The organism is Streptomyces sp. NPDC050508 (genome assembly GCF_040655155.1).
Lineage (GTDB): Bacteria > Actinomycetota > Actinomycetes > Streptomycetales > Streptomycetaceae > Streptomyces.
This window is the reverse complement of sequence record NZ_JBFAJJ010000025.1, coordinates 71,293-96,197: the sequence shown is the minus strand read 5'-3', so window position 1 is coordinate 96,197 and position 24,905 is coordinate 71,293. Positions and strand designations below refer to the sequence as shown.

Here is a 24,905-nt window from a genome sequence, read left to right as displayed (position 1 = left end):
ACCGGGGGCGGCTGCCCGCAGTATCCAGCACTACGGCCCCCCACAACACGGTGTTCACGATCACAGGACAATCCCGATGCATTTCGGACCTGCCCGCGACAACACTTCCAGTCTTCTAACCAGCGGACACGCAGTCGAACCACGCGGATCGACAACCGTCACAGGCCTTGACCAATCGATGGACACCACTGTCCGGTTCGTACAGGCACATGCGACTGTGCGCCGGCCGCGGTTCACCGGGGCACCGCGAGTTCGAACCACACCGTCTTGCCCGTCTCCCCGGGCCGGGTGCCCCAGCGACTGCAGGCGCCGGCGACCAGCTGGAGGCCTCGGCCGCTCTCGTCCTCGGGGCGGGCGACGCGCTCGCGTGGCGGGTCGGGCAGCGGGTCGGAGACCTCGACGAGCAGCACGCCGTGCGGGCCGACGGGGCGGACCAGCCGGACGCCGATGGGGCCGGTGGCGTGCCGCAGCGCGTTGGTGACCAGCTCGCTGACCAGCAGCGTCGCGATGTCGGCGAGGCTGTCGAGGTCCCAGTCGCGCAGCTGTCCGCGGACGGCGGAGCGTGCGGTGCGGACGGCTCCGGGGTCCGCGGGGAAGGTCCACTCGGCGCAGTCGCCTTCGGTGTCGATCAAGCCGATCACATCCCGGGCCAGCCAGCTCACCCATGTCCGATTTCATGGGGTTAATGGGCACATACCCGATATTCAGGGCCCGGTACCGTCTCCGAGGGCGCACTGTGGCACGAACGGCGTACGCCGAGCCCGACGCGCTCCGCCCTCACGACGCAAGACGGGTTCAGCGCGCCCGGATATCGAGGTGCACGAGCGTCTCCTTTACGGCGGGCACATCCTGGTCGAGCCAGTCGACGGCCCAGACGTCCGCGGGGGCCAGCCAGCGCAGCTCGTCGTGGTCCTCCAGGGGCCGCGGCGCGGCCGAACCGGGGAGCAGCCGGGCCGTCCAGACCTGGAGGACGTACGGCGGCTTCAGCGGCCACTCCCCCGGGACGCGCGCGACGGTCTCGGCGTCGACGCCGAGTTCCTCGCGCAGCTCGCGCACCAGCGCGGCCTCGGGGCGCTCGCCGGGCTCGACCTTGCCGCCGGGCAGTTCCCAGCGCCCGGCCAGTTCGGGGGGAGCGGTGCGGCGCGCGGCGAGCAGTCTGCCGTTGTCGAACAGGGCGGCTCCGACCACCACGATCCGTTCCGTCATGCGCCGGAGCCTACGGGGTGGGGTCAGTTGCGGGTGACGTCGCCGTGCTGCCCGATCTGCTCGACCCAGTAGAGCTGCTTGTGCCCGCGGTCGTCGAGGCTGTCCGCGATCTTCTGAGCCTCGGCGCGGGTCGCGTACCTGCCCACGCGGTAGCGATTGCCGTTGTCGTCCTGCCGTATCACGAGCCAGGGCAGGGTGATCGTGTTGTCGTTCATCGCGCCCCTCCGCTTCCCGCTCGCGGTTCGTGCCGTGCCCCACCCCATAAGGAAACCGCAATCCGCATATGCCGGAGCCTACGCCTAACCTTCACGCAGCGAATACGGCTTTTCACAAAGAGGTACGCAACCAGCCAAGACGCAGGGGGCGCACGATGACGAACGCGCCGTTGGCGCACCTCGATGCATCCGGTCGGAGGCGCGCCACAGGTGCCGTGGACGACCTGCGAGAAGGGCCGGAATCCAACGGCGGGCAGGACAGGGCGGATTGACCGGTTCCGGCGCCAAGTACGGGGAGGCGTGCGCTACTTCACCGGAAGGTGGTACGCGATGCGGTAGCGGTCGGCCGGGACGACCACGTCGGCCGTCTCCACCGGGCGGCCCGAGGCGTAGTACGTGCGCTGGATGACCAGGACCACATGCCCGGGGACTCCCCCCAGGGCGAGCAGCTCCTCGGCGAGGCCCGGCCGGGCGCCGACCTCCTCCGTGACGTTGTCCACGACGACGTCGATGGCGCGCATCCGCTCGACGACCCCCATGCCGCCGAGCGGGCCCTCCTCGGGCAGCATCACGGGCGTACGGCCGGTCACCGCGAGGGGCTCCCAGGACGTGGAGAGCATCATCGTCTCGCCGGCGTCCCGGAACACGTACTTCGTGCGCATCACGCGCTCACCGGGCTGGAGGGCGAGCCGCTCGGCGATCGTGCCGCCGGCCTCGACCTGCTCACTGCTGGACTCCCAGGTGCCGCGCGCCTCCCCCTCGGCCTGCTCCTGGCGGAAGGGTGTCGCACCGGCGGGCGGCCGGAACCCGGAGCGGGAGACGCGCCGCGGCACGGGACGCTCGCGCACGTACGTCCCCGAGCCGGAACGGCCCTCGACCAGCCCCTCGGCCATCAGCACCTTGCGCGCTTCGAGGGCGACCGTGTCGGAGACGCCGTACTCCTCGCGGATCCTGGCCTGGGAAGGCAGCCGGGTGTGCGGGGGGAGCAGGCCGTCGGCGATCTTCTTGCGGAGATCACCCGCGACGCGCAGATACGCCGGCTGCTCACCGAATGTCACTGGCCACTCCCATCAGGTTGTACAGACAGCTACAGCCTGGCAACCGTGGGTTGTGCCATGCAAGCAAAGGCCAGAGAATCACTCGATGTGATGACTTGTGCCCGGCGTGGGCTTTACCCAGGCACTTTCTCCCCGCTATAGGAGCCGTCACACCTCCAGGCCGGTGTCGCCTCCCCCGCTGTCCCCGCCGTCGTTGTTCTCGTCGTACGACGGAGGGGTCGTGGCGAGCCCCAGAGCCTTGCGGGCGGTGACCGACTTCTTGGGGTCGATGAGCTCGGCGCCCTTGTCGTAGTGCGCGTAGAACTCGTCGGCGTCGGAGGCCTCGGCCGCCTGCGCCCACTCCTTCTGCGCCGCCCGCAGGTCCTTGACCAGGGCCGCGACCGGCTTGTCGGAGGCGCCCGGCCACTGGTGGCCGTCCAGCAGGTCGGCCTGCTCGGTCAGCGCGGTCGAGACCCGGCCCGCCCATGCCTTGTGCCCCGGCAGGTCGTCCTCGACGTACTGCGCGTCGGGCGCCGAGTCCAACGCCGCGTTGAGGACGTGGGCCGCCTTCAGATACGCGACCTGGTCGGAGTCGAGGGTCGTGGCGTCGTTGCGCAGCGAACCACCGGGCAGGCTCGCCTCCTCGTCCGTGTTGCCGAACGCGCAGGTGATCTCGCGGTCGCCGAGACTCCAGCTCTGCGAGGTCGGGGTGACGTAGTAGATGTCCACGTCGTCGGGTACGGCCCAGCCGTCCATGGCGTAGGAGTCCTGGAGCGCGTAGCACCTGTCGTCGGCGGTGGCGGTGACCTTCTTCTCGCCGGGGTAGGAGTCGCCGCTCATCCGCACGACGGCGAACACCTCCCCGTCGTGCTCACCGGCGCAGGACACCACGTCGAAGTCGTAGGCCATGCCCTCCAGCGAACCGCTGGGCGCGTCGAAGCACTCGCCCTTCACGGGAGAGGCGCTCGTGTTGTTCCGCGCGCTCTCCTTGACGTCGTCCCAGAGGCCGGTGGCGGCGCCGGTCACCCCGAGCACCCACACCATCAGCCCGAACGACGAGAGCACGATGCCGGCCGCCGCCATGCTCCGCCCGCGCTCGCCCCGCTTCTTGATCTGGCTCAGCGCGATCAGCCCGAGGACCAGCCCGACGCCCGGTATGCAGCACAGGATGCCGAGGACGAGGGCGGCGACGGACATGCTGTTGAGGGGCGCGGGGTTGTTGTACGGGGTGTAGCCCTGGGCCCAGGGCTGGTAGGGCTGCGGGCCGTACGGGGAGGGGGGACCCTGGGGGTACGGGGCGTACGGGGGTTGGGGCTGTGCGCCGTAAGGGCCCGGGGGCGGCGGGGTGTACGGGTCCTGTGACGGCGGGGCGTAGGGGTTGTACGGGGTGGAGGGCGCCTGGTCCTGGGGCCCTTGGGGCTCCGGAGGCTGGAACGGCCCGGGGGGCGGGGGTATGGACACAGGTACCGTGCTCCTGGTTCAGGCGGGGATCTTCAGCGCGAGGCCTTCGGACGGAGGGCCCTGGAGAGCTGAAGATCTTCAGATGCGGAACTGACGTACGACTCGCGCATGGTAAGCGCGAGGTGAGCGGGGGTGGAATGCGGGCTGCGGAGACGACGGTCCGGGCGGTGAACGCGCTGACCGCGCGATGGGCCGGGGTCGTCGACGGGGGCACGGTGTTCTCGGCGGCGGGGGTGTGGCCGTTGCTTGCCTTCCTCGCGGACGGTGCCGGAGGTGCGGCGCGGGCGGAGCTGGCGGACGCGGTGGGGATACCGGCCGGCCAAGCAGCCGCCGCCGCACGGGAGTTGCTGGGCGGGCTGCCCGCGATGCGAGGAGTGGATTCGGCCCTCGGGCTGTGGACCAAGCGGACGCTGGCGTTGCGGGAGGAGTGGTCGGCGGGACTGCCGACGGAGGCGCACGGGGTGCTCACGGGCGACCTCGGCGCCGACCGTGCCGCCCTGGACGCGTGGGCGGCGAAGCGGACCGGTGGGCTGATCGAACGGATGCCGGTGGCGCTGACGGACGCCACCGAACTGGTGCTGGCGAGCGCGCTGGCCCTGCGCACCGAGTGGCTGCGGCCGTTCCGCGAGGTGCCGATGGAGAGCGTGCACTGGAGCGACCGGGTCCCGCTCGGCCTGCGCCGCGAGACCGTCCTCCTGGACCGGATCGGCGTGGCGGACACACCGGACGGCCATGTCACCCGACTGAAGGTCCTCGGCAACGCGGCGCTCGACGTCCATCTGCTGCTCGGGGAGGAGGGAATGACGTCCGGACAGGTGCTGGGCGCGGGCGTGGAGATCCTCGACGGCCGTCATCCCGTAGTACCCGGAGACCGACTCCCCTACGGCGCCCCTGGCCCCGGCCTGCACGTGGCGAAGGAACACCGCACGAGCCCACGGCCGCCGACGCTCGACGTGACGACGGTGGCGTACGACATGAGCGCGCGGCACGATCTCCTGCGCCTGCACCGCCTGTTCGGCCTCACGACGGCGCGGGACAGCGCGCGGGGTCACTTCCCCGGGATCAGCGGGTTCCCGCTGGCGATCGGGTCGGCCGGGCAGTCCACGACGGCGAGGTTCGGCGCGCGCGGCTTCCGCGCGGCGGCTGCGACGGCCTTGGCCGCCGCCCCCGGCGGTGCCCCGCCCGACCTCCGCTACGTGACCACCACCGTCACCGCCCGCTTCGACCGCCCCTTCGCCTTCCTCGCCCTGCACCGTCACTCACGGCTGGTGCTGGCGGCGGGGTGGGTCACGGACCCGGAGCTGTTCCCGGGCACGACCGGGGCTGATCGTCGGAGGCCGGGCGGCCGACGATAATCTTCCCGTGCGCGATCTTGCGCCACGGCACTCACGGGGGCGGAATTGGGAGCGGTCCAGGGGACGGCGGTTCAGGGCGCGGCGGTCGGGGGGACGGTCGACGCGGTCAACCGGCTGACGGCGCGCTGGGCGGACACGGCGACCGGTGGGACGGTGTTCTCGGCGGCCGGTGTCTGGCCGCTGCTCGCGTTCCTCGCCGACGGGGCCTCGGGCGCCGCGCGGGCGGAGCTGGCGGACGCGCTGGGCATGCCGGCCGACCAAGCAGCCGCCGCCGCACGGGAGTTGCTGGCCGCGCTGGGGTCGATGCCCGGTCTGAACTCCGCGCTCGGCCTGTGGACCAGGCGCGAACTGACCGTACGGGAGGAGTGGCGGGCGGGGCTGCCGGCGGACACGCACGGCGTGCTCACCGATGATCTGCGCGCCTCCCAGCAGGCGTTGGACGCGTGGGCGGCCGAGCGGACGGGCGGGCTCATCGAGCGGATGCCGGTCACCTTGGACGAGGACGTGCTGATGGTCCTGGCGAGCGCGCTCGCGCTCCGCACGGAATGGCCGCGCCCCTTCGACGAGTTGACGCTCCGCCCGGACGCCGGACCGTGGCAGGGACGGCAGTTGGCGGGCCTGCACCGCACCGGCGTCCGCCTCGACCGGGTCGGCGTGACGACCGGCCCGCACGGCTACGTCACCGAACTGAAGGTCCCCGGCGACAACGGAATCGACGTCCACCTCCTGCTCGGCGAGCAACGCATGACCCCGGGCCAGGTACTGGGCACGGGAGTCGACATTCTGGCCCGCCGTCTTCCCGTCGTCCCGAGCGGCCAACTCCCGTACGGCGACGTGGGACCGGGCCTGCGCGTCGAGCAACAGCGGTGCGCCACACCGCAACCGCCACAGCTGTCCGTGACCACGGTGGCGTACGACATGCGGGCGCGGCACGATCTCCTCGACCTGCACGCCCTGTTCGGGCTCACGACGGCGAGGGACACCGGCCGCGGCCACTTCCCCGGCATCAGCCCGTCCGCGCTGGCCGTCGGGCAGGCCCAACAGTCCACGACGGCCCAGTTCGGCGCCCTCGGCTTCCGTGCCGCCTCGGTGACCGCGGTCGCGCCCGGCTACGGCGCCGCCCGGCCCGAACTCCGCCACACGACCACCGTGGTCACCGCCCGCTTCGACCGCCCGTTCGGCTTCCTGGCCGTGCACCGGGAGTCGCGGCTGATCCTCACGGCGGGCTGGGTCACGGATCCGACGCCGTACGGAAGGTAGCGAGGGCTCGGGCCGGCGGGGCTGCCGCGTGCGCTCCGTCCGTGGGAACCGCCCGCGCGCTTCCCACCCCCGCCCCGCGGCGCACCGCATCGTCGGACGGTGACCAAGCCGACCCGTCTGCTGCTCCCACTCCTCGCCGCCGCACTCCTCCTCCCACCGCCCCCGGCATCCGCCGCACCACGCCCTCTCGACGACTGCGCGGTGCGCGGCTGGGCGCCCTCGGCCACCCGGATCGACCCGACCGACACGTACCACCCATACGTCGGCAACGGCTACCTCGGCACCCGCGTCCCGCCCTCCGGCGCGGGCTACGCGGCGTCCGGCGAGAAGACCGGCTGGCCGCTCTACACCCCGCGCTACGACGGCGCGTTCGTCTCCGGTCTCTACGGCCGGGGCCCCGCGAACACCGCCGGACGCGAGGCCCTCGCCGCACTCCCGACCTGGACCGGCCTCGACGTCACGGCGGGCTCCGAGACCTACGGCGGCGACAGCCACGGCCGGGTCACCCACTACCGACAAACCCTCAACCTCCGCTGCGGCTACGTCCGTACGTCCCTCACCTGGACCACGACGGACGGCCGCCGCACCGACCTCACCTACGACCTCCTCACCGCTCGCGACACCCCGCACACCGGCGCCGTGCACCTGCGGGTGACCCCGCACTGGGACGGCGAACTCACCCTCACCGACCGCCTCGACGGCCGCGGCGCCCGCCGGATCACGCAGACGGACGGCGGCCGGGTCGGCGACCACACCATCGGCGTGGCGTTCCGCACGGACGGCACGGGTGTCGACGGGGCCGTGGCGTCCGTACTGGATGCACCCGGGCGCGTCCAACAGGCCCGCGAACAGGGCAAGTTGAGCGCCGGCCAGTCGACCGTCCTCGCCGTCAGTTCCGGCCGCAGCTACACCGCCACCAAGTACGTCGGCGTCGACACCTCCCTCACCTCCCACGATCCCCGTTCCGCCGCCCAGGACGCCGCCGGGCGGGCCGCGCGGCGCGGATGGGACGCGCTGCTCGCCTCGCACACCGCCGCGTGGCGGGCGCTGTGGTCGGCCGACATCGAGGTTCCCGGCCATCCGGACCTGCAACTCTGGGTCCGCTCGGCCCAGTACGGACTGCTGTCCGCGCTGCGCCCCGGCGCCCGCAACAGCATCGCGCCCGCCGGTCTGACCAGCGACAACTACGCGGGCATGATCTTCTGGGACGCCGAGACCTGGATGTTCCCGTCCCTGCTCGCCACCCACCCCGACCTCGCCCGCCCGGTCCTCGAATACCGCTACCGCACCCGCACGGCCGCCGCCGAGAACGCGGCGAAGACCTCGGTGAAGGGCCTGTTCTTCCCCTGGACGAGCGCGAGCCACGGCCTGCTGTGGAACGAGTGCCAGAGCTGGCAGCCGCCGCACTGCGTCACCCAGAACCACCTCCAGGGCGACATCGCCCTCGCCGCCTGGCAGTACTACCTCGCCACCGGCGACCGCACCTGGCTCCGCACCCGCGGCCGGCCCCTCCTCAACGGCCTTGCCCAGTACTGGACTTCACGGGTCACGAAGAACCCCGACGGCTCGTACTCCGTCAAGGAGGTCGCCGGCCCCGACGAGTACAGCAACGGTGTCAACGACGCCGTCTACACCAACGCCGTCGCCACCACCGCCCTGCGCGCCGCGACCGACGCGGCCCATGCCCTGGGCACCGACGCCCCCGCCGACTGGCTCACCATCGCGAACCGTCTGCGCATCCCCTACGACCCGGAGCGCAGGATCTTCCTCCAGTACGACGGCTACAACGGCTCCCAGATCAAGCAGGCCGACACCGTGCTGCTGATCTACCCGCTGGAGTGGCCGATGCCCGCCGGTGCCGCGGCAGCCACCCTCGACTACTACGCGCAGCGCACCGACCCGGACGGCCCCGCCATGACCGACGCCGTCCACGCGATCGACGCGGCGGCGATCGGCGAGCCGGGCTGCGCCGCCTACACCTTTCTGCGGCGGGCCTACCAGCCCTTCGCGCGCGGCCCGTTCGCCCTGTTCTCCGAGTCCCGGGGCGACAAGGCGGGCGCGTCCGACCCCCTCGCGGGCTCCCCCGCGCAGGACTTCCTCACCGGCAAGGGCGGCTTCCTCCAGGTCTTCACCCACGGCCTGACCGGCCTGCGGCTGCGCCCCGACGCCCTCCACCTCGACCCGAGCCTGCCGCCCCAACTCAGCGACGGTGTACGCCTGTCGGGCCTGCGCTGGCACGGTCGTACGTACGACATCGCCATCGGTGCGAAGACGACGACGGTACGGCTGCGCTCGGGGGCGCCGTTCGTGCTGGAGACCCCCGAGGGCCGCCGCACGCTCTCCGGCACGGTCACCCTCAGGACCCGGCGACCGGACCTCGCCCCCACCACCGACCTGGCCCGCTGCCGGCCGGCGACGGCGACCTCCTCGGAGTCCGGTCTCTACCCGGAGGCGGCGGTGGACGGCAGCCCCGCGACCGCCTGGTCCCCGGCCGCCGACCGCGCCTCCCTCACCGTCGACCTGGGCCGGTCGGTGCGGGTCGGGACGGTACGGCCCACGTGGACGAAGCAGCCGGGGTCGTACACCGTCGAGGTCTCGGCGGACGGGCACGCCTGGCACGCCCCGGACGGGACGCCTGCCCGGTACGTCCGCGTCACCGTGCAGGGCGGCGCGGGTGCCGCTCTCGCCGAACTCGACGTGCGCCCGTAACGGCCGGTCGCCCGAACTGGCGGCGGGGCACGGTCAGTTGGCCTCCGCCGCCAGTCGCTGCTGTTCCTCCTCCACGATGCGGCGCGCCAGCGTGGCGTCCGAGATGTCGATCGCGTCGGGGGTGGCGTCCGCCAGGGCGCTGCGCCGGGCGAACCGGTCGAAGAGGCGGTCCTTGTTCTTGAGGATGGTCAGGAGCCGGTCGTCCACGCTGTCGGTGGCGAGCATGCGGTGCACCTGGACCGTGCGTATCTGGCCCATGCGGTGGACGCGGGCCACGGCCTGGTGCTCCACCGTCGGCTTGACCTGGGGTTCGCAGAGGATGACCAGGGAGGCGGCCTGGAGGTTGAGGCCGACGCCGCCCGCCTCGATCTGGGAGAGGAGGACGGCGTGGCCGGGGGTCCGTGTGAAGTCGTCGACGAGTTGCTGTCGGCGGGCCGCCGGGACGCTTCCGGAGATCGTCCCGGTCACGCGCTCGTCCGGCCCGTCCAGTGCCTCCCGGACCGTGGTGAGCACGTCCCGGAAGTAGGAGAAGACCACCACCTTCACGCCGTTGTCCGCGGCCTCGGCGACCAGCTCCCGCAGGCGTTGCAGTTTCGCCGACTTCTCGGCGTCCACGTAGGCGGCCCGGCGCATCGCCATGAAGTTCCCGTCGCCGACCGCGCGGTCGTACGCCTCTCGGTCGGCGACACCGAACTCCACCCACTCGTCGACCTGGACCAGGGCGGGCAGTTCGGTGAGCACGTCCTCCTGGTTGCGGCGCAGATAGGCGGGGGCGACGGACTTGCGGAAGGCGTGCGGTCCGGCCGCCGCGGTGCCGTTGCGGACGGTCGGCAGCAGTTCGGGGCGGAGGTGGCGGACGAGGGTGCGGAACTCGTCGACGTGGTTCTCCATGGGCGTGCCGGTCAGGAACAGGACGCGGTCGCAGCGCTCGGTCCAGACGGCGACGGACTTGGTGCGGCGGGTGTCCGGGTTCTTCACGTAGTGCGCTTCGTCCACGACGAGCATGCCCGGGGTGGGGCCGGTCGGGGCCTCAGCCCTCGACCTCTTCTTGCCCTTCGGTGTCCTGTCGACCGGCGCGGGCAAGGTGTGCAGCGTGTCGAAGGTGGTGATCGCGACGCCGCCGCGCTCGCCCCACTCCGCGTAGGCGTCGTGCCGGTCGGGGCCGTGCACGGGCAGGGCGCGCAGGGTGCTGCGGGCGCCGATCTCGCGGGTCCAGTTGATCAGCACACTGGCCGGGCAGACCACCAGGAAGTGGCTGTGCCCCTCGGCCGCGAGATGGGCCAGTACGGCGATGGCCTGGACGGTCTTGCCGAGTCCCATCTCGTCCCCGAGGACGACCCGGCGCTGGGCGAGGGCGAAGCGGGCGCCGAACGACTGGTACCCGCGCAGCGAGACCCGGCGGTGGGTGTCGTCCAGCGGCTGGGCGTGCACGCGCTCGGCAAGCTCCGACGGCAGGAAGCCCTCGCTCGCCGCGAGGTCCGGCTGCTGCCCGTCGACCTCGGCGAGCTGGCTGTAGTACTCCGCGGACCGCAGTTCGAAGTCGACCCAGGCCTCGATGTCGGAGACCGGCGGGCGCAGCAGATCGGTGGAGGCCTGCGCGATCAGCAGTCGTACGTCCTTTGCGGTCGCGTCGGCGACCAGTTGACGGACTTCGGCGACCGCCGCGAGCGCGCCGTCCCTGCGTCGGCGACCGGCGAGCGCCATCAGCAGCCTGCTGCTGGCGGGCCGGGCCACGGGCAGCAGCGCGCCGAGCCGCTCGTCGAGCCGTGTGGCCGCGTCCAGGGCGCGGCGCAGCTCGGGTCCTGCCTCGACCAGTCGCTGCAGGGCGATGACCAGGGCGGTGGTGCGGGGTTCGGGGTGGTCGACGTCGATGCGGACGGAGACGGTGTCCGCCACGGCCCGCGCGATCTGCCGGGCCGCGGCGAGCGCCCGGTCGGCGGTCTGCTGTCCCACCCCGGGCAGCTGCCGCAGCTCGTACCGGCTCGCGTCGTGCACCGCGCGCACGGAGGTCAGCCCCGCCGCCTCCACGGCCCCGAGCCGCAGCCGCCCCTCGGTGACGTCCTTCAGCCGGGCGACCGGGATGGACTCCAGCTCCTGGGCGACGAGTTCGGCCCGCAGCGGCTCCAGTGCGGAGCGGACGGCGTCGAGCGCGCGGGTGTGGTCGTCCCGCAGGGCGCGCGCCACGTCGTACAACCGTGTGCCCCGCGCACACAGCTCCCTGGCCCGCCGCCCGGCCCGCGGAAACTCGCCCTCCATGTCACCCCCCGCTCCCCATTCGTCTCCCTGCGCACCCATCGTGGCACGCGGCACTGACAACGGGAGCGGGCCCGGCTTCTCAGCCCTCCGTCAGGCGTCGAACCCCGTCGCGCGGGTCCGCTTCTCCCAGGCCGCGATGTCGCCGCGTACCTCGTCGAGGTGGCCGAGCACGGCGTCGACCGCGTCGTCGCCCAGCGGCAGGTGCAGCGGGGTCTGTTCGGCGTCGAGGGCGGCGAGGATGAGCGCCGCCGCCTTCGCTGGGTCGCCGGCTTGGGTGCCGCCGCCGCCGGAGACGAAGCCGCGGGTCACGCTCACCTTGGCGTACACACCGCTGTCGGCGCTGACCCCGGCCCGACTCGTGTCGAAGAGGGCGGTGCGGAAGGCGCCCGGCTCGACGATCAGCACCTTGATGCCGTACTCGGCGACCTCGTCCGCGAGCGCCTCGGACAGTCCCTCCAGGGCGAACTTCGTTCCGCTGTACGCCGAGAAGCCCGCGAAGGACATCTGCCCGCCCATGCTGCTCATCTGCACGATCGCCCCGGACCGCCGCTCCCGCATGGACGGCAGCACCGCGCGCGTGAGCGCGGCGGGCCCGAAGACGTGCAGGTCGAACAGGTCCCGCAGCTCCTGCTCGGTGGTCTCCTCGAAGGCGCCGACGTGCGTACGGCCCGCGTTGTTGACGAGTACGTCGATCCGCCCGTGCCGCGCCACCACGTCCCGTACGGCCGCCTCCGCCGCGCCCGTGTCGGTGACGTCCAGGCGCAGCGCCTCCAGCTGGTCGGGCCACGCGACCACCAGGTCGTCCAGCCCCTCGGTCCGCCGCGCCGCACCGATCACCACGTCACCGGCCGCGAGCGCCGCCTCGACGATCGCCCGCCCGAACCCGCTGCTCGCGCCGGTCACCAGCCACACCTTGTTCATGACGTCTCCCCTTGAGATCCCAGATCCCTGTTGTCCAGCTGCCGACCAGCCTGCTCCCGCCCCCGATCGCCCGTCCAAGACCTACGCTGATAACCGATGGCTATGACGACGGACGTCCACGTACGGGACCTGCGCTACTTCGTCGCGGTCGCCGAGGAGCTCCACTTCACGCGCGCGGCCGAGAAGCTGTACGTCTCGCAACCCGCCCTGAGCAAGCAGATCCGGGCGCTGGAGCGGCAGTTGGGCGCCCAGCTGCTCCGGCGTGACCGGCAGGGCGTGGCGCTCACGGCCGCCGGTACAGCCCTACTGCCGTACGCCGAGCGGGTGTTGGCGGTCTGGGCGGAGGGCGCGTCCGCGTTGGCGGAGGTGAGCGCGGCCGAACGCAGCACCCTGGTGGTCGGCATGAGCACCAGCCCCGGCCGCGGCGGTCTGCTGCCCGCGATCCGCTCGCGCTTCACGGCCGCGCATCCGGAGGCCAACGTACGGCTGCGCCAGGTGAGTTGGGACGATCCGACGGCGGGTCTGGCGGACGGCGACACGGATGTGGCCTTCGTCTGGCTGCCGCTGCCCGACGGGGAGCGCTACGGCTGGACGGTGGTCGCCGAGGAACCCCGTCTGGTCGCGCTCCCGGACTCCCATCCGCTGGCCGCTCGCGCCGAGGTCGACTTCGCAGACCTCGTCGACGAGCCGTTCCTCGCCCTGCCGCCCGGCGCGGGCCCCCTCCGCGACTACTGGCTCGCGCTCGACGAACGCGGTGGACGTCCACCGCGCATCGGCGCGGAGATCGCGAGCACGGAGGAGACGTACGAGGCGCTGGTCGCCGGTCTCGGCATCTGTCTCGTGGCCACGGGCAACGCCCGCCTGATCAGCCTCGGCGGCGTCATCACCCGTCCTGTGCAAGGCATTTCGCCGAGCCGTTACGCCCTGGCGTGGCGGCGCGAGGACGGCGGACGACCGCTGGTGGGGGCGTACGCGGAGTCCTGCCGGGGGGTCATGAGTGGGGGGTGAGGCGCGTGGCTACTATGAGTCGGCTTTGGGGAGTCTGGATCTTGGGGGGTAGTCATGAGCGCAGGTCGTGTCGGACGTACAAGACGCATACCGTTCGCTTTCGTCGGCGTGGCCATGCTCGCGCCGTTGGTCGTTCCCGCCGCCTCCGCGCAGGCGGCGTCGGGCTCGCTAACCGTCACCACGCTGGGGCGGCACGGCGCCAAGGTCGCGACCACGGTGACCGTCGTCTCCGCGACGTCCGGTGAGACGTACAGCGTCAAGTCCGGCAAGAAGCTCAGCCTGCCCTCGGGGCGCTATCTGGCGATGACCGACATCTACGAGAGCGCCACGGACGGTCTGGGCACCGACACCATCGGCGCGCAGGTCGTGACGGTGTCGGGGGCCAAGTCCACGACGCTGGACGCCCGCAAGGGCAAGGCGGTGAAGGTGTCGCTGGACACCCCGGCCGATGTGACCGGACCGGCTCGGATCAGCGCGCAGGTGTGCGCCGCCGGCACGGACATGCCCTCGGCGTTCAGCGCGGGCGGCTGGAACGACGCGGGGGCCCTCTACGCCATCCCCAACTCCTCCAAGCTGCTGCAGTTCGGCTACATGGCGCAGTGGTCCGGCACCGACAGCTATGTCGCGGTGAAGAACACGACCGGCATCCCGGCGGCGCCCGGTGGGTCGTTCAAGCGGTCCGGGCTGGCGACGATGCGTTTCTCGGTGCGCAGCGGGACGCAGATGGGCAGCGACAACTACACCATGCTCCGGGCCGCGCCGAAGGCCGACGACTGCACGACCGACCTGAAGGCGGACGTCCTCAACGAGGACGCGCCCTACAGCGCCACCTTCCATGTGACTCCCGGGAGTTGGCAGCCGAGCGACGACGTCATCGCGAGCAACGGCGAGAACGTCTCCGGGGGTTACCCGGCGGTCAGAACGCTGAAGTCGAAGCAGAGTTTCACCCAGTCCTTCGGCCGCGCCGCGTGGAGTCCGCTGCACTACCTGCCCATGGTTGCTGAAAAATCCGTGGGGTTCATCCCGGACGCCCTGATCGGCGACCCCGACGTGGGCACGAGCGGGGCCGACCCGACGAAGGAGACGGTGGCCCTGTACAAGGGCGGCACCACCGTGAAGAAGCAGACCCTGACCAACTGGGGCAACGGCGAAGCCGACTTCTCCGCCCGTATCAACTCGGCCGGTTCGTACCGGCTGACCGTGGACGCCCATCGCTACCGTCCGGGCATCACCTTCCCGTCGGGCATGCTGTCGTCGCGCGTCACGCTCGACTGGCGGTTCAAGGCAGACCCGAACAAGTCGGTGGTCGCCCCCGTCTTCATGACCCGTTTCCTGCCCGCGGGCCTCGACAGCCGCAACCGGGCGAAGGCGAACAGCATCACCGCGGTCACCGTCAGCGCGGGCCGCGGATCCCAGGGCCCGGACGTCAAGTTCACCAAGTCGACGGTCAAGTCCCTGAAGGTCTGGGCGTCTTCGGACGGCGGCACGACCTGGAAGGCCGTCTCCGTCACCCGTTCCGGCTCGTCCTGGAAGGCGTCCGTGCACAACCCGGCGTCCGGCGCGGTCGCCCTGCGCTCGCAGGTGACCGACTCCGCCGGTGGCACGTCGGTGGAGACGGTCTACCGCGCCTACGCCATCGGCTGATTCACCTCGGCCCAGGACAGGGCGGATCACTCGCCGGGGTGGACGGTTCGGGTGAGGGTGTGGAGGGGGTCGTGGGCTCCGGGGTCGTGGGCTCCGGGGTCTCCTTCACAGGACTGCCCGGTGTTTCGTTGCCCCCTCCGGCCGACGGGGGCGTCGGGTCCGCGGGCGTCGGCTCCGTGGGCGCGGGTTCGGTGGGTGTCGGCTCCGGGTCCGTGGTCACCGGCGGTGCGGGAGTCGGTTCCGGGTCCGGCTTCGTCGTCACCGGCGGAGCGGGAACCGGCTCGGTGGTCACCGGCGGCGGCTCAACAGGCACCGTAGGAACGGGTGTTCCTCCGTCACCCCCCACCGGTGTCACGGTCGACCCGCCCCCGGTGTCGCCAAGCAAGGTCGGAGGGACGGCACTTACGGACCCGTCCGCCACAGGCGCCGCGGAACCACCGCTCTTGCTCGGCGTCTTCGAGGGCTTCTCCGTCCGCGGCTGGGACGCCACCGGTGCCTGGGACACCGGGACTTCGGCCACCGGGCCCTTCGCGACCGGGACTTCGGCGGCGTCGGTGCCGCCGAGGAGGACGCACACCGCGACGGCACCCGCCACGGCTGTGCCGACCGCTGCCGCCACCTGCGTCTTGGAGGCGCCGGCCGCCGCATGCCGTACGCCGTGCAGCAGCCCGCCGCCATGGCCGCCGGCCGCGAAGGCCGTACCCGCGGAGCCCGCGCCGAACGCGAGCAGGAACTTGCCCGCGCCGCCGAGCACGAACACGAGCAGGGCCGGTGCCACGAGCGCGGGCAGCCGGTCGTTGGCGCGCATCAGGGCCGCGAGCCGGGCGCGGCAGTCGTCGCACGTGTCGACGTGGCCGAGGAGTCGTTCGGACTGCCGCTCGGTGGCGCCGCCGCGCACGTACGCGGGCATCCGGGCCCAGTGGACCTGGCACGCGGGATCGTCCGGGGCGCCGGTCTGTTCGCGCAGGAACGCCTGCCGCATGCCCTCCCGCGCACGGTGCAGCAGTACGGCCGTGGCGCCCTGCTTGGTGCCGAGCTGGGGGCCTATCGCGGCCAGCGGCAGGCCCTCCGCCTCGGCCAGCCACAGCGCCTTCACCCAGCGCTCGGGCAACTGCTCAAGTACCCGTACCAGCAGGTCGGTCGAGGACACCTGCTCGGCCGGGTCACCCCCGTGGACGTGCGCGTGGTTCGCGTCCGCCCGCTCGTCGGCCTGCGGATCGCGCGGCGTCTCGCGTGCGGCGCTCCCCGCGGCCGTGGCGAGGTGCTTCACCGTGGTCATGAGGTACGCCGGTACGTTGTCGATCTCGTGCCCGGCGGACAGCCTGCGCCACACCCTGAAGTGCGCCTCGGCGACAAGGTCTTCGGCGACCCAGGTGTTCCGGGTGAGCGAGCGGGCGTAGGCGACGAGGCGCGGCTGCTGCTCCTCGTAGATCCGGGCGTACGCGGCGGTGGGACCGTCGTTCATGGCAGCAACGCTCCAGTTGCCAGGGGGGCGGGGAAGGATTTGTAAGCCTAGATGGCGAAACTTTCAACTAAAGTTGCAGCAATATCGGAAGGTGACCCAGATCACATCAACCATCTTCCGTAACGGCGTAATCAAGCGCCCCTCCGCGCGCTCAAGGAGGGTGAGTCGGCACAACCGGCCGCCGCCCCGCCCGAATCGGAGACCGTCCATGCGCCACATCACCCTGGAACAGCCCACCAGCGCCCGCCTGCTGGCCGACGACGACCAGGAGTTGGCCGTGACGGCCACCCTCCGCTACTCCTCCGGCGACCCCTTCGCCGTCCAACTCCTGTTCCCCGCCTGGATCTCGCTCGACGGCAAGAAGGTGACGTGGACCTTCGCGCGAGCACTCCTGGAGGAGGGGCTCGCCGCCCCCTCCGGGATGGGCAACGTCCACATCCGGCCGTACGGCCCCGCCCACACGGCAGTTGAGTTCCACTCGCCGGAGGGCATCGCGATGATCCGCTTCGACACCGTCGCCCTGCACCACTTCCTGCGCCGCACGTACCGGGTGACCGAGCCGGGCCGGGAGGCCCTGGAACCGTCCCTCGACCGAGGCCTGGCCTCGCTGCTCGACGGCGCGTGACGCGGGGGCCGGGCAGGCGGGTCGGTCAACTGCCCTCTGTGGTACGCCAATTGGGCTTGTTACCTTCCCCTCATGAGCGAATCGCCGCAGCGGCCGCCCCAGGTGTCCCGGACATCCCGGATGTCCACCCGTGCCGTCGTCGTCGGAGGCAGCCTCGCCGGCATGCTCGCCGCGGCCGCCGTCAGGGACCACGTCGACAGCGTCGAGATCATCGAGGCGCACGGCATGCCCGACGGGCCCGAGTCACGCCCGGGCGTTCCCCAAGCAGCGCATTTCCACGTCCTGTTGTCCGGTGGGGCGAACGCGATCGACGAACTCCTGCCGGGCACCGTCAAGGAGTTGCTGGGCGCGGGCGCCCACCGGGTGCCGATGACGACGAACATGGTGATCCACTCGCCCGAGGGCTGGTACCGCCGCTGGACGCGCGACAGCCACTACCTGATCACCGCCGGCCGCGACCTCACGGATTCCGTGGTCCGCAGGCAGGTGTTGAAAGACCCGCGCATCACCGTGCGCCCGCACACCAAAGTCACGGCTCTGCTGGGGAGTTCGCGCCGCGTCACCGGCGTACGGCTGCGCGCGGCGGACGGCATCGAGACCGAGCTGACCGCGGATCTGGTCGTCGACGCCTCCGGCCGGGCGGCCCGCACTCCGCAGTGGCTGGCCGAGTTGGGCATCTCCGGCCTTGCGCAGGACCGCATCGACTCCGGCATCGCGTACGCCAGCCGTATCTACCGCGCCTCCGTCTCCACCGAGAACTGGCCCGTGATCAGCGTCCAGGCCGACCCGCGGTCGGGCGCACCCGGCCGGACGGGCGGCATCGTACCGATCGAGGACGGCCGCTGGCACGTCAGCCTGATCGGCACACCGGGCGCCCAACCCACCCGCGAGGAAGCCGAGTTCGAGCCCTACGCACGCACACTCCGCCACCCCGTCATCGCCGACCTCCTGGCCCACGCCGAACCTCTCACCGACGTCGTCATGACCCACAGCACGGTCAACCGCAGGTACTACTACGAACGCCTCAAGTCCTGGCCCGAAGGACTCGTCGCCCTCGGCGACTCGGTCGCCGCGTTCAACCCCGTCTACGGCCACGGCATGTCGGTGGCAGCCATCGGCGCCGTCGCCCTGCGCACCCGACTGGCGTCCCTCGGCCTCGCCAACGGCCTCTCCCGCAAGGCACAGCGAGCCATCGCCGGCCCCGTCGAACTCGCCTGGAGCCTCGCCGTGGGCCAGGACATCCACTACAGAACAACAAAGGGCAAGAACGCGAGCACGGCCGACCGCCTCCTCCAGCGCTACGTCAGCCGCCTCTCCCACACCGCCACCGGTTCGTACCACGTGGCAACGGCGATGACAGAAGTACTGACACTCCAGTCCCCGGGCACGACCCTGCTCCGCCCCGGCGTCCTGACGGCCGCACTGCTCGGACCACGCCGACCGCAACTCGACCGGCCGACGTTCACGGCGGGGGAGCTACGGCTGCTGACCGACGCGGGCATCCCGTTGCCCGGACTCGCCGAGTAGCGCGCCGAGTTGTCAGTGGCGGCTGCTTCCATGACGTCATGAGCACCGTGCACGGGACTCCCGCTGCCTCCACCGCCCTCAGGGGGCCACGGCGCGGCCGGTCTGTGGGGAGATCATTCCGGCGCACAGGTTGCGGGCGGCCAGGCCCTGCGCGATGCGTGGGATCGCCGCGACGGTGTTGGCCGGCCAGTCGTGCATGAGGATGATCTGGCCGTTGGTGAGGCGGCCGGCCGCCTGGACGATCGCGTCGGTGCTCGCGCCGTTCCAGTCCTGCGAGTCGACGTCCCAAATGATCTCCGTCAGGCCGTACTTGGCCTCCACGGCCTTCACCGTCGCGTTGGTCTCGCCGTACGGCGGGCGAAAGAGCCTGGGGGTACCGCCGCCCGCGGCCGCGATGGCCTGCTGGGTCCGGTAGATCTCCGAGTCGATCGTCGCCTGGGTCTGCTGGGTGAGGTGCGGGTGGGTGTAGCTGTGGTTGCCGACCCACATACCGGCGGCGACCTCCGCCCTGACCTGTGCCGGGTACGCGGCCGCGTACTGGCCCTCGTTGAACATCGTGGCCCGAAGACCGTTCTGCTTCAGCGCGTTGAGCAGGGCGGGTGTGTTGCCGGACGGGCCGTCGTCGAAGGTGAGCCCGACGTAACCACCACAAGTGGCGGCCTGTGCCGGGGAGTTCACGCCGACGGCGAGGGTGGCCGCGGCGGCCAGGGCGACGACGGCCGGCCCGACGACCAGGGAGCGTAACGAGAAGTGCGGTGCTGCTTTCATGCGAAGTGGTCCTCCAGCAAGGGGAGTTGGGGTGGCGGTACCGGTCAGCTCACGGTGATGCGGGAGTTCCCGCTGCTCTGATAGCCCTCGGTCGCGAGGATCATGTAGTAGCTGAAACTGCCCAGCGGCATTCCGGCGCGGGCCCAGGCGTCGAAGTGGTTGCCGGTGGTGATGGTGCCGCCGGTGCGCTTCGTCTGCCGGACGCTCCAGTACTGGTCGAAGGTCTTCGTGCCCTCCACCGAAGGGGCGTTGTACCGGGTGGTCTTGTAGATGTCGTAGGTGCCGCCGTCGCTGGTGACGGTGCCCTTGTACGTGCCCGTGGGCCGGTAGGTGCCCCAGTTGTCGACGATGTAGTACTCGACGAGCGGGTTCGACGTCCAGCCGTACAGCGACAGATAGCCGTTGCCGGACGGGTTGAAGGTCCCCGAGTACGTCACGCTACGGCGGGCGCCGGTACTCCAGCCCTTGCCCGCGACGAAGTTGCCGGTGTTGCTCCATGTGGTGCTGTAGCTGCCGCCGGAGCCGAGGTTCATGGAGACCGACCCCTGGGTGTCGGTCCAGAACGAGTAGTAGTAGCCGTTGTTGGTGCCGGTCTGGTTCGTGGTGACGACCGTGTCGGCACTGGCGGTGCCGGGCAGGGTCATCGCCGCGAGGAGAGCCAGCAGCAGGGCGCAGGCGCCGCCGGCTAACAGCCTGAAGCGGCTCGTGGTGCGTGCGGGTGTGGTGTCCATGCGGCGCAGTGTTGATACGCCCCTGCCAACTGTCAATAGTTTCGGTACGGAGTGCGAAATATTCGCTGGCGCATCAGGGTGCGAGATCGGCGAGAATGCGCAGCTCATGCATCGACTTGAACGATTCACGGCCGGAGAACCCGGAGAGAGAACAAAGGGTCAAGATCCGCAGCCCGAATGTTTCGGTCGAATGTTTCGAAGAATTCACCGATCATCCGGCCGCACTGCAGAACGTCGGTTGCGCCACCGGGTGACCGCCCACAGGACGTTGATGCCACCCAGGGTGACCAGCACCGCCGCCGAGTCCGCGTTGCCCGCGAGGCCGTGCCCCGGCCCCAGCCCCCGCGCCGCACGGACCAGCAGGGTGACGTCGATGGGAAGAGTGACGGCGGCCATGAACGCCAGGCAGGCCACCGTCCCGACGACGAGAACGACGCTGTAAATCCGCACGGCCCGGCGCTCATGCGGGGGCAACATGGCGCTCGGGTCAGCGGTTCCGGTGGTCTTGGTGGTGCTGGTGGTGCTGGTGGTGCTGGTGATCCCGCCGGGGCGCAGCGGTCGTATCGCACGCCGGAAGACGTACCCGGCGTAGGCGAGACCGTCGCCGTACAGGTTCCGGCAGCCGGTGAGGTCCTGGAGGACGAAGTACAGGTCGGTGCGGGTGAACACCATGAGCTGGAAGGGCAGCGGCAGCAGGGTCAACAGCAGTGCTGCGGACAGCAGTTGGTGGGCCGTCGTCCCGGTGTCGGCCAGGGCGAGGACCAGGACCAGGGAGGCCGCGACGGAGAGGTTGAGGGCGATACCGGCCAGGTAGGCCGTCAACCGGTGGCGGCGGGGGGCGAGTTCGATGCCACTGATGTCGGTCTGCATGACGAGGAACTGCAGCCGGGTGCCCAGCCGTATCCTCCCCGGCACACCCACCGCGCGGGCGGTGACCAGGGCGCCGAGAGCGCACTGAAAGCCCTCCGCTGACCCTCCACTCCACCCCCGCTCCTCCCCTCACCGACCGGCGAGGAGCGCGGCCACCCCGAACTCGAACCGCTCGTCGAAGGACGCCGGCGCGAGATGTCCGGCCACGCGGTGGAGGGCGGGGTGGGTCGCCTCGGAGATCGCGCGCGCCAGGATGTCGCCGAGCGGGCGGTGGTCGACCGCCTGTTCCTCCTGGGTGAGGCCCAGGGCGAAGTAGACGACCGCCCACGAGGTCCACGCGGCCTCGCGGTCGCCCAGGCCGCACTTCAGCAGCGTGTCCACCAGGCTCTCCGCGAAGGCGAGGGTCTTCGGCTCGGCGGCGTAGGTGCCGACCACGAGTGCCGCGCCGTCGCGATGGGACAGCAGGGCACGACGGAAGCGACGGGCCAGTTCGCGGGCCCGTTCGGCGGGGGCCTCGGGCAGGTCGGTCAGCGGGATCTCGCCGAGTACGGCGTCCGCCATCAGCTCCAGCATTCGGGCCTTGGTCTTCACATGCCACTGCACGGTGTTGATGCGCACGCCGAGCCGGTCGGCGACCGCCCGCGTGGACACCGCGTCCAGGCCCTTCTCGTCCAGGAGATCCAGCCCTGCGCGGATCACCGTGGCCGGATCAAGTCGGTCACTCTGTTGCCTGTTGGTCACTGACCTAGTTTACTTCACCCCAGGACTCTAGGTCAGCGACCAAGAAACAGGTGATCCCATGGCAGCACAGCGGGTGGAAACAGCACAGGTCGTCATCGCCGGAGGCGGCCCCGTCGGCCTCTGGCTCGCCGCCGAACTACGGCTCAACAACATCTCCGTCACCGTCCTGGAGATCCGCACCGAGATCGACGACCGCTCCAAGGCGCTCACCGTGCACCCGCGCGGCATCGAGGTGCTGGCCTCACGCGGCATCCACCAGCGCTTCCTCGACGAGAGCCTGAAGATCTCCACGGGCCACTTCGCCAACCTGTCCAACCGGCTCGACTTCTCCGTCATGGACACCCCGTTCCCGTACACCCTGTTCATCCCCCAGGCCCGCACCGAGGCACTCTTCGAGGAGTACGCCCTCGGTCTCGGCGCCACCGTCCGGCGCGGGCATCGCGTCACCGGCTTCACCGAGCACGCGGACTCGGTGACCGTCCAAGTGACGGGACCGGAGGGGCCGTACGAGATCGAGGCGGAGTACATCGCCGGCTGCGACGGCACCCGGAGCACCGTCCGTGAGGCGGCCGGGATCGAGTTCCCCGGCACGGACTCCCGCTACCTCGGCTGGCTCGGCGACGTCCTCTTCGACAACCCGCCGGCGCCCGGCTTCAACCGCTTCACCGAGCGCGGCGGCCTGATGATCGTGCCGCTGCCCGACAACCGTTGGCGCATCGCCGGCACCAGCCCCGACAGCGCGACCACCGAGTGGCCCGGCGACTTCACGATGGACGAACTGCGGCAGAAGGTCGTCGACATCGCGGGCGAGGACTTCGGCATGCGCGACCCGTCCTGGCTCTCCCGCTACGGCAACGCCACCCGCCTCGCCTCCCACTACCGGCGCGGACGCGTCGTGTTGGCGGGCGACGCGGCCCACCAGCACTACCCCACCGGCGGCGTCGGCATGAACGTCGGTTTCCAGGACGCCTTCAACCTCGGCTGGAAGCTGGCCGCGACGATCGACGGCTGGGCCTCGGACGGGCTGCTGGACAGCTACCACACCGACCGCTACCCGGTCGGCGAGCAGCTGATGGAGCACAGCCGCGCCCAGACCTACCTCTTCCACGCCTTCACACCCGAGGGACTCGCCCTGCGCGACCTGCTGAGCCGAATGGTCCCGGAATCAAGGGAGTTCAGCGACGTACTGGCCGGCCGCCTCACCGCGCTCGACGTCGCCTACCCGAGCCCCGACCCGACAGCCCACCCGGTGACCGGCACCCGCGCCCCCGACCTCCCCCTCCCCAGCACAGACAGCACCCTGTTCGGCGCGCTGCGGGCGGACTCGTACGTCCTGCTCGACCTCACGGCCGAGGGCGCGCTCGCCGACCGCGCCCGGAACCGGATCACCGTCCACGCCGGTGCACCGGACCAGACACGCCCCACCTGGGCGAACGTACGCGCCGCCCTGATCCGCCCCGACGGACACGTCACCTGGGCGTGGACGGAGGAGGACGACACGAAGCTGGCGGCGCAGGTGGACGCGGTCATCACCAAGGCCCTGAGCCGCTAGAGCGAGAAGGGAACCGGATTTCATGGACCTCGGACTGAAGAACAGGGTGTACGTCCTCACCGGCGCCACCCGCGGGCTGGGCCACGCCGTCGCCCGCGAACTGGTCGCCGACGGCGCCAAGGTGGTCGTCACCGGCCGCGACGAGAAGCGCGCCGCCGAGGCGGCGGCCGAGCTGGGCCCGAACGCGGCCGGAGTCGCCGTAGCCAACTCCGACCCGCGAGCACCGCACCAACTGATCGCCACAGCAAGGGAGTTGTTCGGCGGCTTCGACGGCATCCTCATCAGCGTCGGCGGCCCACCCGCGGGCAACGTGGCGGCCACCACCGACGAACAGTGGCAGGCGGCCTTCGAGTCGGTGTTCCTGGGCGCGGTACGACTGGCCCGAGCAGCCGCCGCGGAGTTGCAGCCCGGCGGCTCGATCGGCTTCGTCCTCTCCGGCACGGCACACGAACCGGCCCCCGGCATGGCCATCTCCAACGGCCTGCGCCCCGGCCTGGCCGGTTTCGCCAAGTCCCTGGCAGACGAACTGGGCCCCCGCGGAATCCGCGTCGTCGGCCTGCTCCCGGGCCGGATCGGCACGGCCCGCATGCGCGAACTGGACGGCCTGTCCCCCGACCCCGACGCGAAGCGGGCCGCCAACGAGTCCGCGATCCCACTCCGCCGTTACGGGACCCCGGAGGAGTTCGGCCGGACGGGCGCGTTCATGCTGTCACCGGCGGCGTCGTACGTCACCGGGGTGATGGTGTCGGTGGACGGCGGGGCTCGGCGGGGCTTCTGACAGCAACGGACAGTCATTTTCGCCGCGCGACTGCCGTGCCTCCATCACCGATGTGCCGCTGCCGACCAGCAGCAGAAGCATGGGCTCGGAAGACAGCTGACGGTCCCAGACCGTCTGGAGTACGCCCTCGAACTCCTGATCCTGCTCGACCAGCCAGGGCACCTCGTCCATCACCGCGATGCCGGGAGAGTCCTCGGGCACCGCAAGCGCCAGCCAGCGCAGAGCATGGTTCCAGTCCTGCGACTGACGTCCGGCGACCGGCTCAGCCCCCGGCAGCAGCGACTGTGCGAGCGTCGCGGCGAAGTCGGCGCGCTCCGCCGCACAGGGAAGAAATGGGGAGGGAGGTGGCGGCGGAGTCCACGTGAAGACGGCTATCACCGATCACCGCTGACAAAGGGCACGATTTTCCCTGGTACCGAGCGCCTCAAATGTGTAAGAGAGCTGCTCTGCGACGACTAAGATCTGCCGCGTCGCCCGGTGCCCCGGCGTGGCACCGGACAACAAGCACGCCCCACAGTCGGCGCGTGCGGGGTAGAAAGGCACTGCAGGTGCTGAGAGAGACGAGCGGCCCCGAGTACGTCTCGGACCTGGTGGACATCACCGACCTGCCCCTTGACGCCCTGGAGGACCTGCCGGACACCGTTCTGGCGTCAGTGCTCCGCGACATTCGATTCCCGTCGGGCGAGAGCTTCGCCGCGTTCACGTCGGCTCTTCTCTGACCCGCCGACCGCCCTCTTGGCCGCCTTTCGGCCAACTACGATCCGTCCCCCCGTGGT

General features: G+C 71.3%; 22 protein-coding genes and 1 pseudogene. 10 read left to right on the top strand and 13 right to left on the bottom strand.

The genetic code is table 11. The features are described 5' to 3' along the window. Positions 1–233: 233 nt before the first annotated feature. The 5 genes from AB0I69_RS43605 to AB0I69_RS43585 all read right to left on the bottom strand — a co-directional run bounded on the left by AB0I69_RS43605 (position 234) and on the right by AB0I69_RS43585 (position 3,919). On the bottom strand, positions 234–662 hold the full coding sequence (locus AB0I69_RS43605) for an ATP-binding protein (protein WP_363101378.1): 429 nt from the start codon (positions 660–662) through the stop codon (positions 234–236). Between the two features lie 133 nt (positions 663–795). Then, entirely contained in the window at positions 796–1,206 is a 411-nt protein-coding gene (locus AB0I69_RS43600; protein ID WP_363101377.1) for a (deoxy)nucleoside triphosphate pyrophosphohydrolase, read from the bottom strand. 23 nt (positions 1,207–1,229) lie between these two features. Beyond that, the gene (locus AB0I69_RS43595; protein WP_363101376.1) at positions 1,230–1,421 is read right to left on the bottom strand and encodes an SPOR domain-containing protein; all 192 of its coding nucleotides are present in this window, start codon (positions 1,419–1,421) and stop codon (positions 1,230–1,232) included. A 305-nt stretch (positions 1,422–1,726) separates the two neighbouring features. Then, entirely contained in the window at positions 1,727–2,479 is a 753-nt protein-coding gene (locus AB0I69_RS43590; RefSeq protein ID WP_363101375.1) for a GntR family transcriptional regulator, read from the bottom strand. Between the two features lie 147 nt (positions 2,480–2,626). Further along, positions 2,627–3,919: a DUF4190 domain-containing protein gene (locus AB0I69_RS43585; RefSeq protein ID WP_363101374.1), complete on the bottom strand. Its 1,293-nt coding sequence runs from the start codon at positions 3,917–3,919 to the stop codon at positions 2,627–2,629. A gap of 137 nt (positions 3,920–4,056) precedes the next feature. On the opposite strand from AB0I69_RS43585, the gene AB0I69_RS43580 reads away from it, so the two are divergent. The 3 genes from AB0I69_RS43580 to AB0I69_RS43570 all read left to right on the top strand — a co-directional run bounded on the left by AB0I69_RS43580 (position 4,057) and on the right by AB0I69_RS43570 (position 9,243). Beyond that, positions 4,057–5,274 carry a serpin family protein gene (locus AB0I69_RS43580; protein WP_363101373.1) on the top strand — a complete coding sequence of 406 codons (1,218 nt, stop codon included), beginning with the start codon at positions 4,057–4,059 and terminating at the stop codon, positions 5,272–5,274. Positions 5,275–5,319: 45 nt separating this feature from the next. Further along, the gene (locus AB0I69_RS43575) at positions 5,320–6,534 is read left to right on the top strand and encodes a serpin family protein (protein WP_363101372.1); all 1,215 of its coding nucleotides are present in this window, start codon (positions 5,320–5,322) and stop codon (positions 6,532–6,534) included. 99 nt (positions 6,535–6,633) lie between these two features. Beyond that, positions 6,634–9,243 (top strand): discoidin domain-containing protein, encoded by a 2,610-nt coding sequence (locus tag AB0I69_RS43570; RefSeq protein ID WP_363101371.1) that lies wholly within the window; start codon positions 6,634–6,636, stop codon positions 9,241–9,243. A gap of 33 nt (positions 9,244–9,276) precedes the next feature. Here AB0I69_RS43570 and AB0I69_RS43565 read toward each other — a convergent pair whose 3' ends face one another. Together AB0I69_RS43565 and AB0I69_RS43560 are read right to left on the bottom strand one after the other, a co-directional pair. Continuing rightward, a complete protein-coding gene (locus tag AB0I69_RS43565; protein WP_363101370.1) occupies positions 9,277–11,499 on the bottom strand; it encodes a DEAD/DEAH box helicase in 2,223 nt (740 codons plus the stop codon). Positions 11,500–11,589: 90 nt separating this feature from the next. Then, positions 11,590–12,420: an SDR family NAD(P)-dependent oxidoreductase gene (locus AB0I69_RS43560; RefSeq protein WP_363101369.1), complete on the bottom strand. Its 831-nt coding sequence runs from the start codon at positions 12,418–12,420 to the stop codon at positions 11,590–11,592. 96 nt (positions 12,421–12,516) lie between these two features. Between AB0I69_RS43560 and AB0I69_RS43555 the strand changes: the two genes are divergently transcribed. Continuing rightward, complete coding sequence (locus AB0I69_RS43555) at positions 12,517–13,428, top strand: LysR family transcriptional regulator (RefSeq protein WP_363101368.1); 912 nt, start codon at positions 12,517–12,519, stop codon at positions 13,426–13,428. A 108-nt stretch (positions 13,429–13,536) separates the two neighbouring features. Beyond that, positions 13,537–15,072 carry a hypothetical protein gene (locus AB0I69_RS43550; RefSeq protein ID WP_363101367.1) on the top strand — a complete coding sequence of 512 codons (1,536 nt, stop codon included), beginning with the start codon at positions 13,537–13,539 and terminating at the stop codon, positions 15,070–15,072. Between the two features lies 1 nt (position 15,073). On the opposite strand, the gene AB0I69_RS43545 is transcribed toward AB0I69_RS43550, so the two are convergent. After that, a complete protein-coding gene (locus tag AB0I69_RS43545; protein ID WP_363101366.1) occupies positions 15,074–16,537 on the bottom strand; it encodes a sigma-70 family RNA polymerase sigma factor in 1,464 nt (487 codons plus the stop codon). A 208-nt stretch (positions 16,538–16,745) separates the two neighbouring features. Here AB0I69_RS43545 and AB0I69_RS43540 point away from each other — a divergent pair, with 208 nt between their 5' ends. Both AB0I69_RS43540 and AB0I69_RS43535 read left to right on the top strand, forming a co-directional pair. Further along, positions 16,746–17,162 carry an SsgA family sporulation/cell division regulator gene (locus AB0I69_RS43540; protein ID WP_363101365.1) on the top strand — a complete coding sequence of 139 codons (417 nt, stop codon included), beginning with the start codon at positions 16,746–16,748 and terminating at the stop codon, positions 17,160–17,162. Between the two features lie 72 nt (positions 17,163–17,234). Beyond that, complete coding sequence (locus AB0I69_RS43535; protein WP_363101364.1) at positions 17,235–18,689, top strand: FAD-dependent oxidoreductase; 1,455 nt, start codon at positions 17,235–17,237, stop codon at positions 18,687–18,689. Positions 18,690–18,767: 78 nt separating this feature from the next. Here AB0I69_RS43535 and AB0I69_RS43530 read toward each other — a convergent pair whose 3' ends face one another. From AB0I69_RS43530 to AB0I69_RS43515, 4 genes and pseudogenes are all read right to left on the bottom strand, one after another. Continuing rightward, positions 18,768–19,457, bottom strand: coding sequence for a polysaccharide deacetylase family protein (locus AB0I69_RS43530; protein ID WP_363101363.1), 690 nt, complete (start codon positions 19,455–19,457; stop codon positions 18,768–18,770). Positions 19,458–19,501: 44 nt separating this feature from the next. Next, the gene (locus AB0I69_RS43525; RefSeq protein ID WP_363101362.1) at positions 19,502–20,188 is read right to left on the bottom strand and encodes a glycoside hydrolase family 11 protein; all 687 of its coding nucleotides are present in this window, start codon (positions 20,186–20,188) and stop codon (positions 19,502–19,504) included. A 204-nt stretch (positions 20,189–20,392) separates the two neighbouring features. Beyond that, a pseudogene (locus AB0I69_RS43520) lies at positions 20,393–21,127 on the bottom strand (hypothetical protein); the annotation flags it as partial. Positions 21,128–21,187: 60 nt separating this feature from the next. Further along, positions 21,188–21,799, bottom strand: a complete 612-nt coding sequence (locus tag AB0I69_RS43515; RefSeq protein ID WP_363101361.1) for a TetR/AcrR family transcriptional regulator C-terminal domain-containing protein — start codon at positions 21,797–21,799, stop codon at positions 21,188–21,190. Positions 21,800–21,857: 58 nt separating this feature from the next. On the opposite strand from AB0I69_RS43515, the gene AB0I69_RS43510 reads away from it, so the two are divergent. Continuing rightward, positions 21,858–23,351: an FAD-dependent monooxygenase gene (locus AB0I69_RS43510; protein ID WP_363101360.1), complete on the top strand. Its 1,494-nt coding sequence runs from the start codon at positions 21,858–21,860 to the stop codon at positions 23,349–23,351. A gap of 22 nt (positions 23,352–23,373) precedes the next feature. Then, positions 23,374–24,129 carry an SDR family oxidoreductase gene (locus tag AB0I69_RS43505; RefSeq protein ID WP_363101359.1) on the top strand — a complete coding sequence of 252 codons (756 nt, stop codon included), beginning with the start codon at positions 23,374–23,376 and terminating at the stop codon, positions 24,127–24,129. On the opposite strand, the gene AB0I69_RS43500 is transcribed toward AB0I69_RS43505, so the two are convergent. Continuing rightward, positions 24,061–24,507, bottom strand: coding sequence for a hypothetical protein (locus AB0I69_RS43500; RefSeq protein WP_363101358.1), 447 nt, complete (start codon positions 24,505–24,507; stop codon positions 24,061–24,063). The two genes, AB0I69_RS43505 and AB0I69_RS43500, sit on opposite strands and share 69 nt — an antisense overlap. 146 nt (positions 24,508–24,653) lie before the next feature. On the opposite strand from AB0I69_RS43500, the gene fxsA reads away from it, so the two are divergent. Next, positions 24,654–24,848, top strand: a complete 195-nt coding sequence (gene fxsA, locus AB0I69_RS43495) for an FxSxx-COOH cyclophane-containing RiPP peptide (protein ID WP_363101357.1) — start codon at positions 24,654–24,656, stop codon at positions 24,846–24,848. Positions 24,849–24,905: the final 57 nt, after the last annotated feature.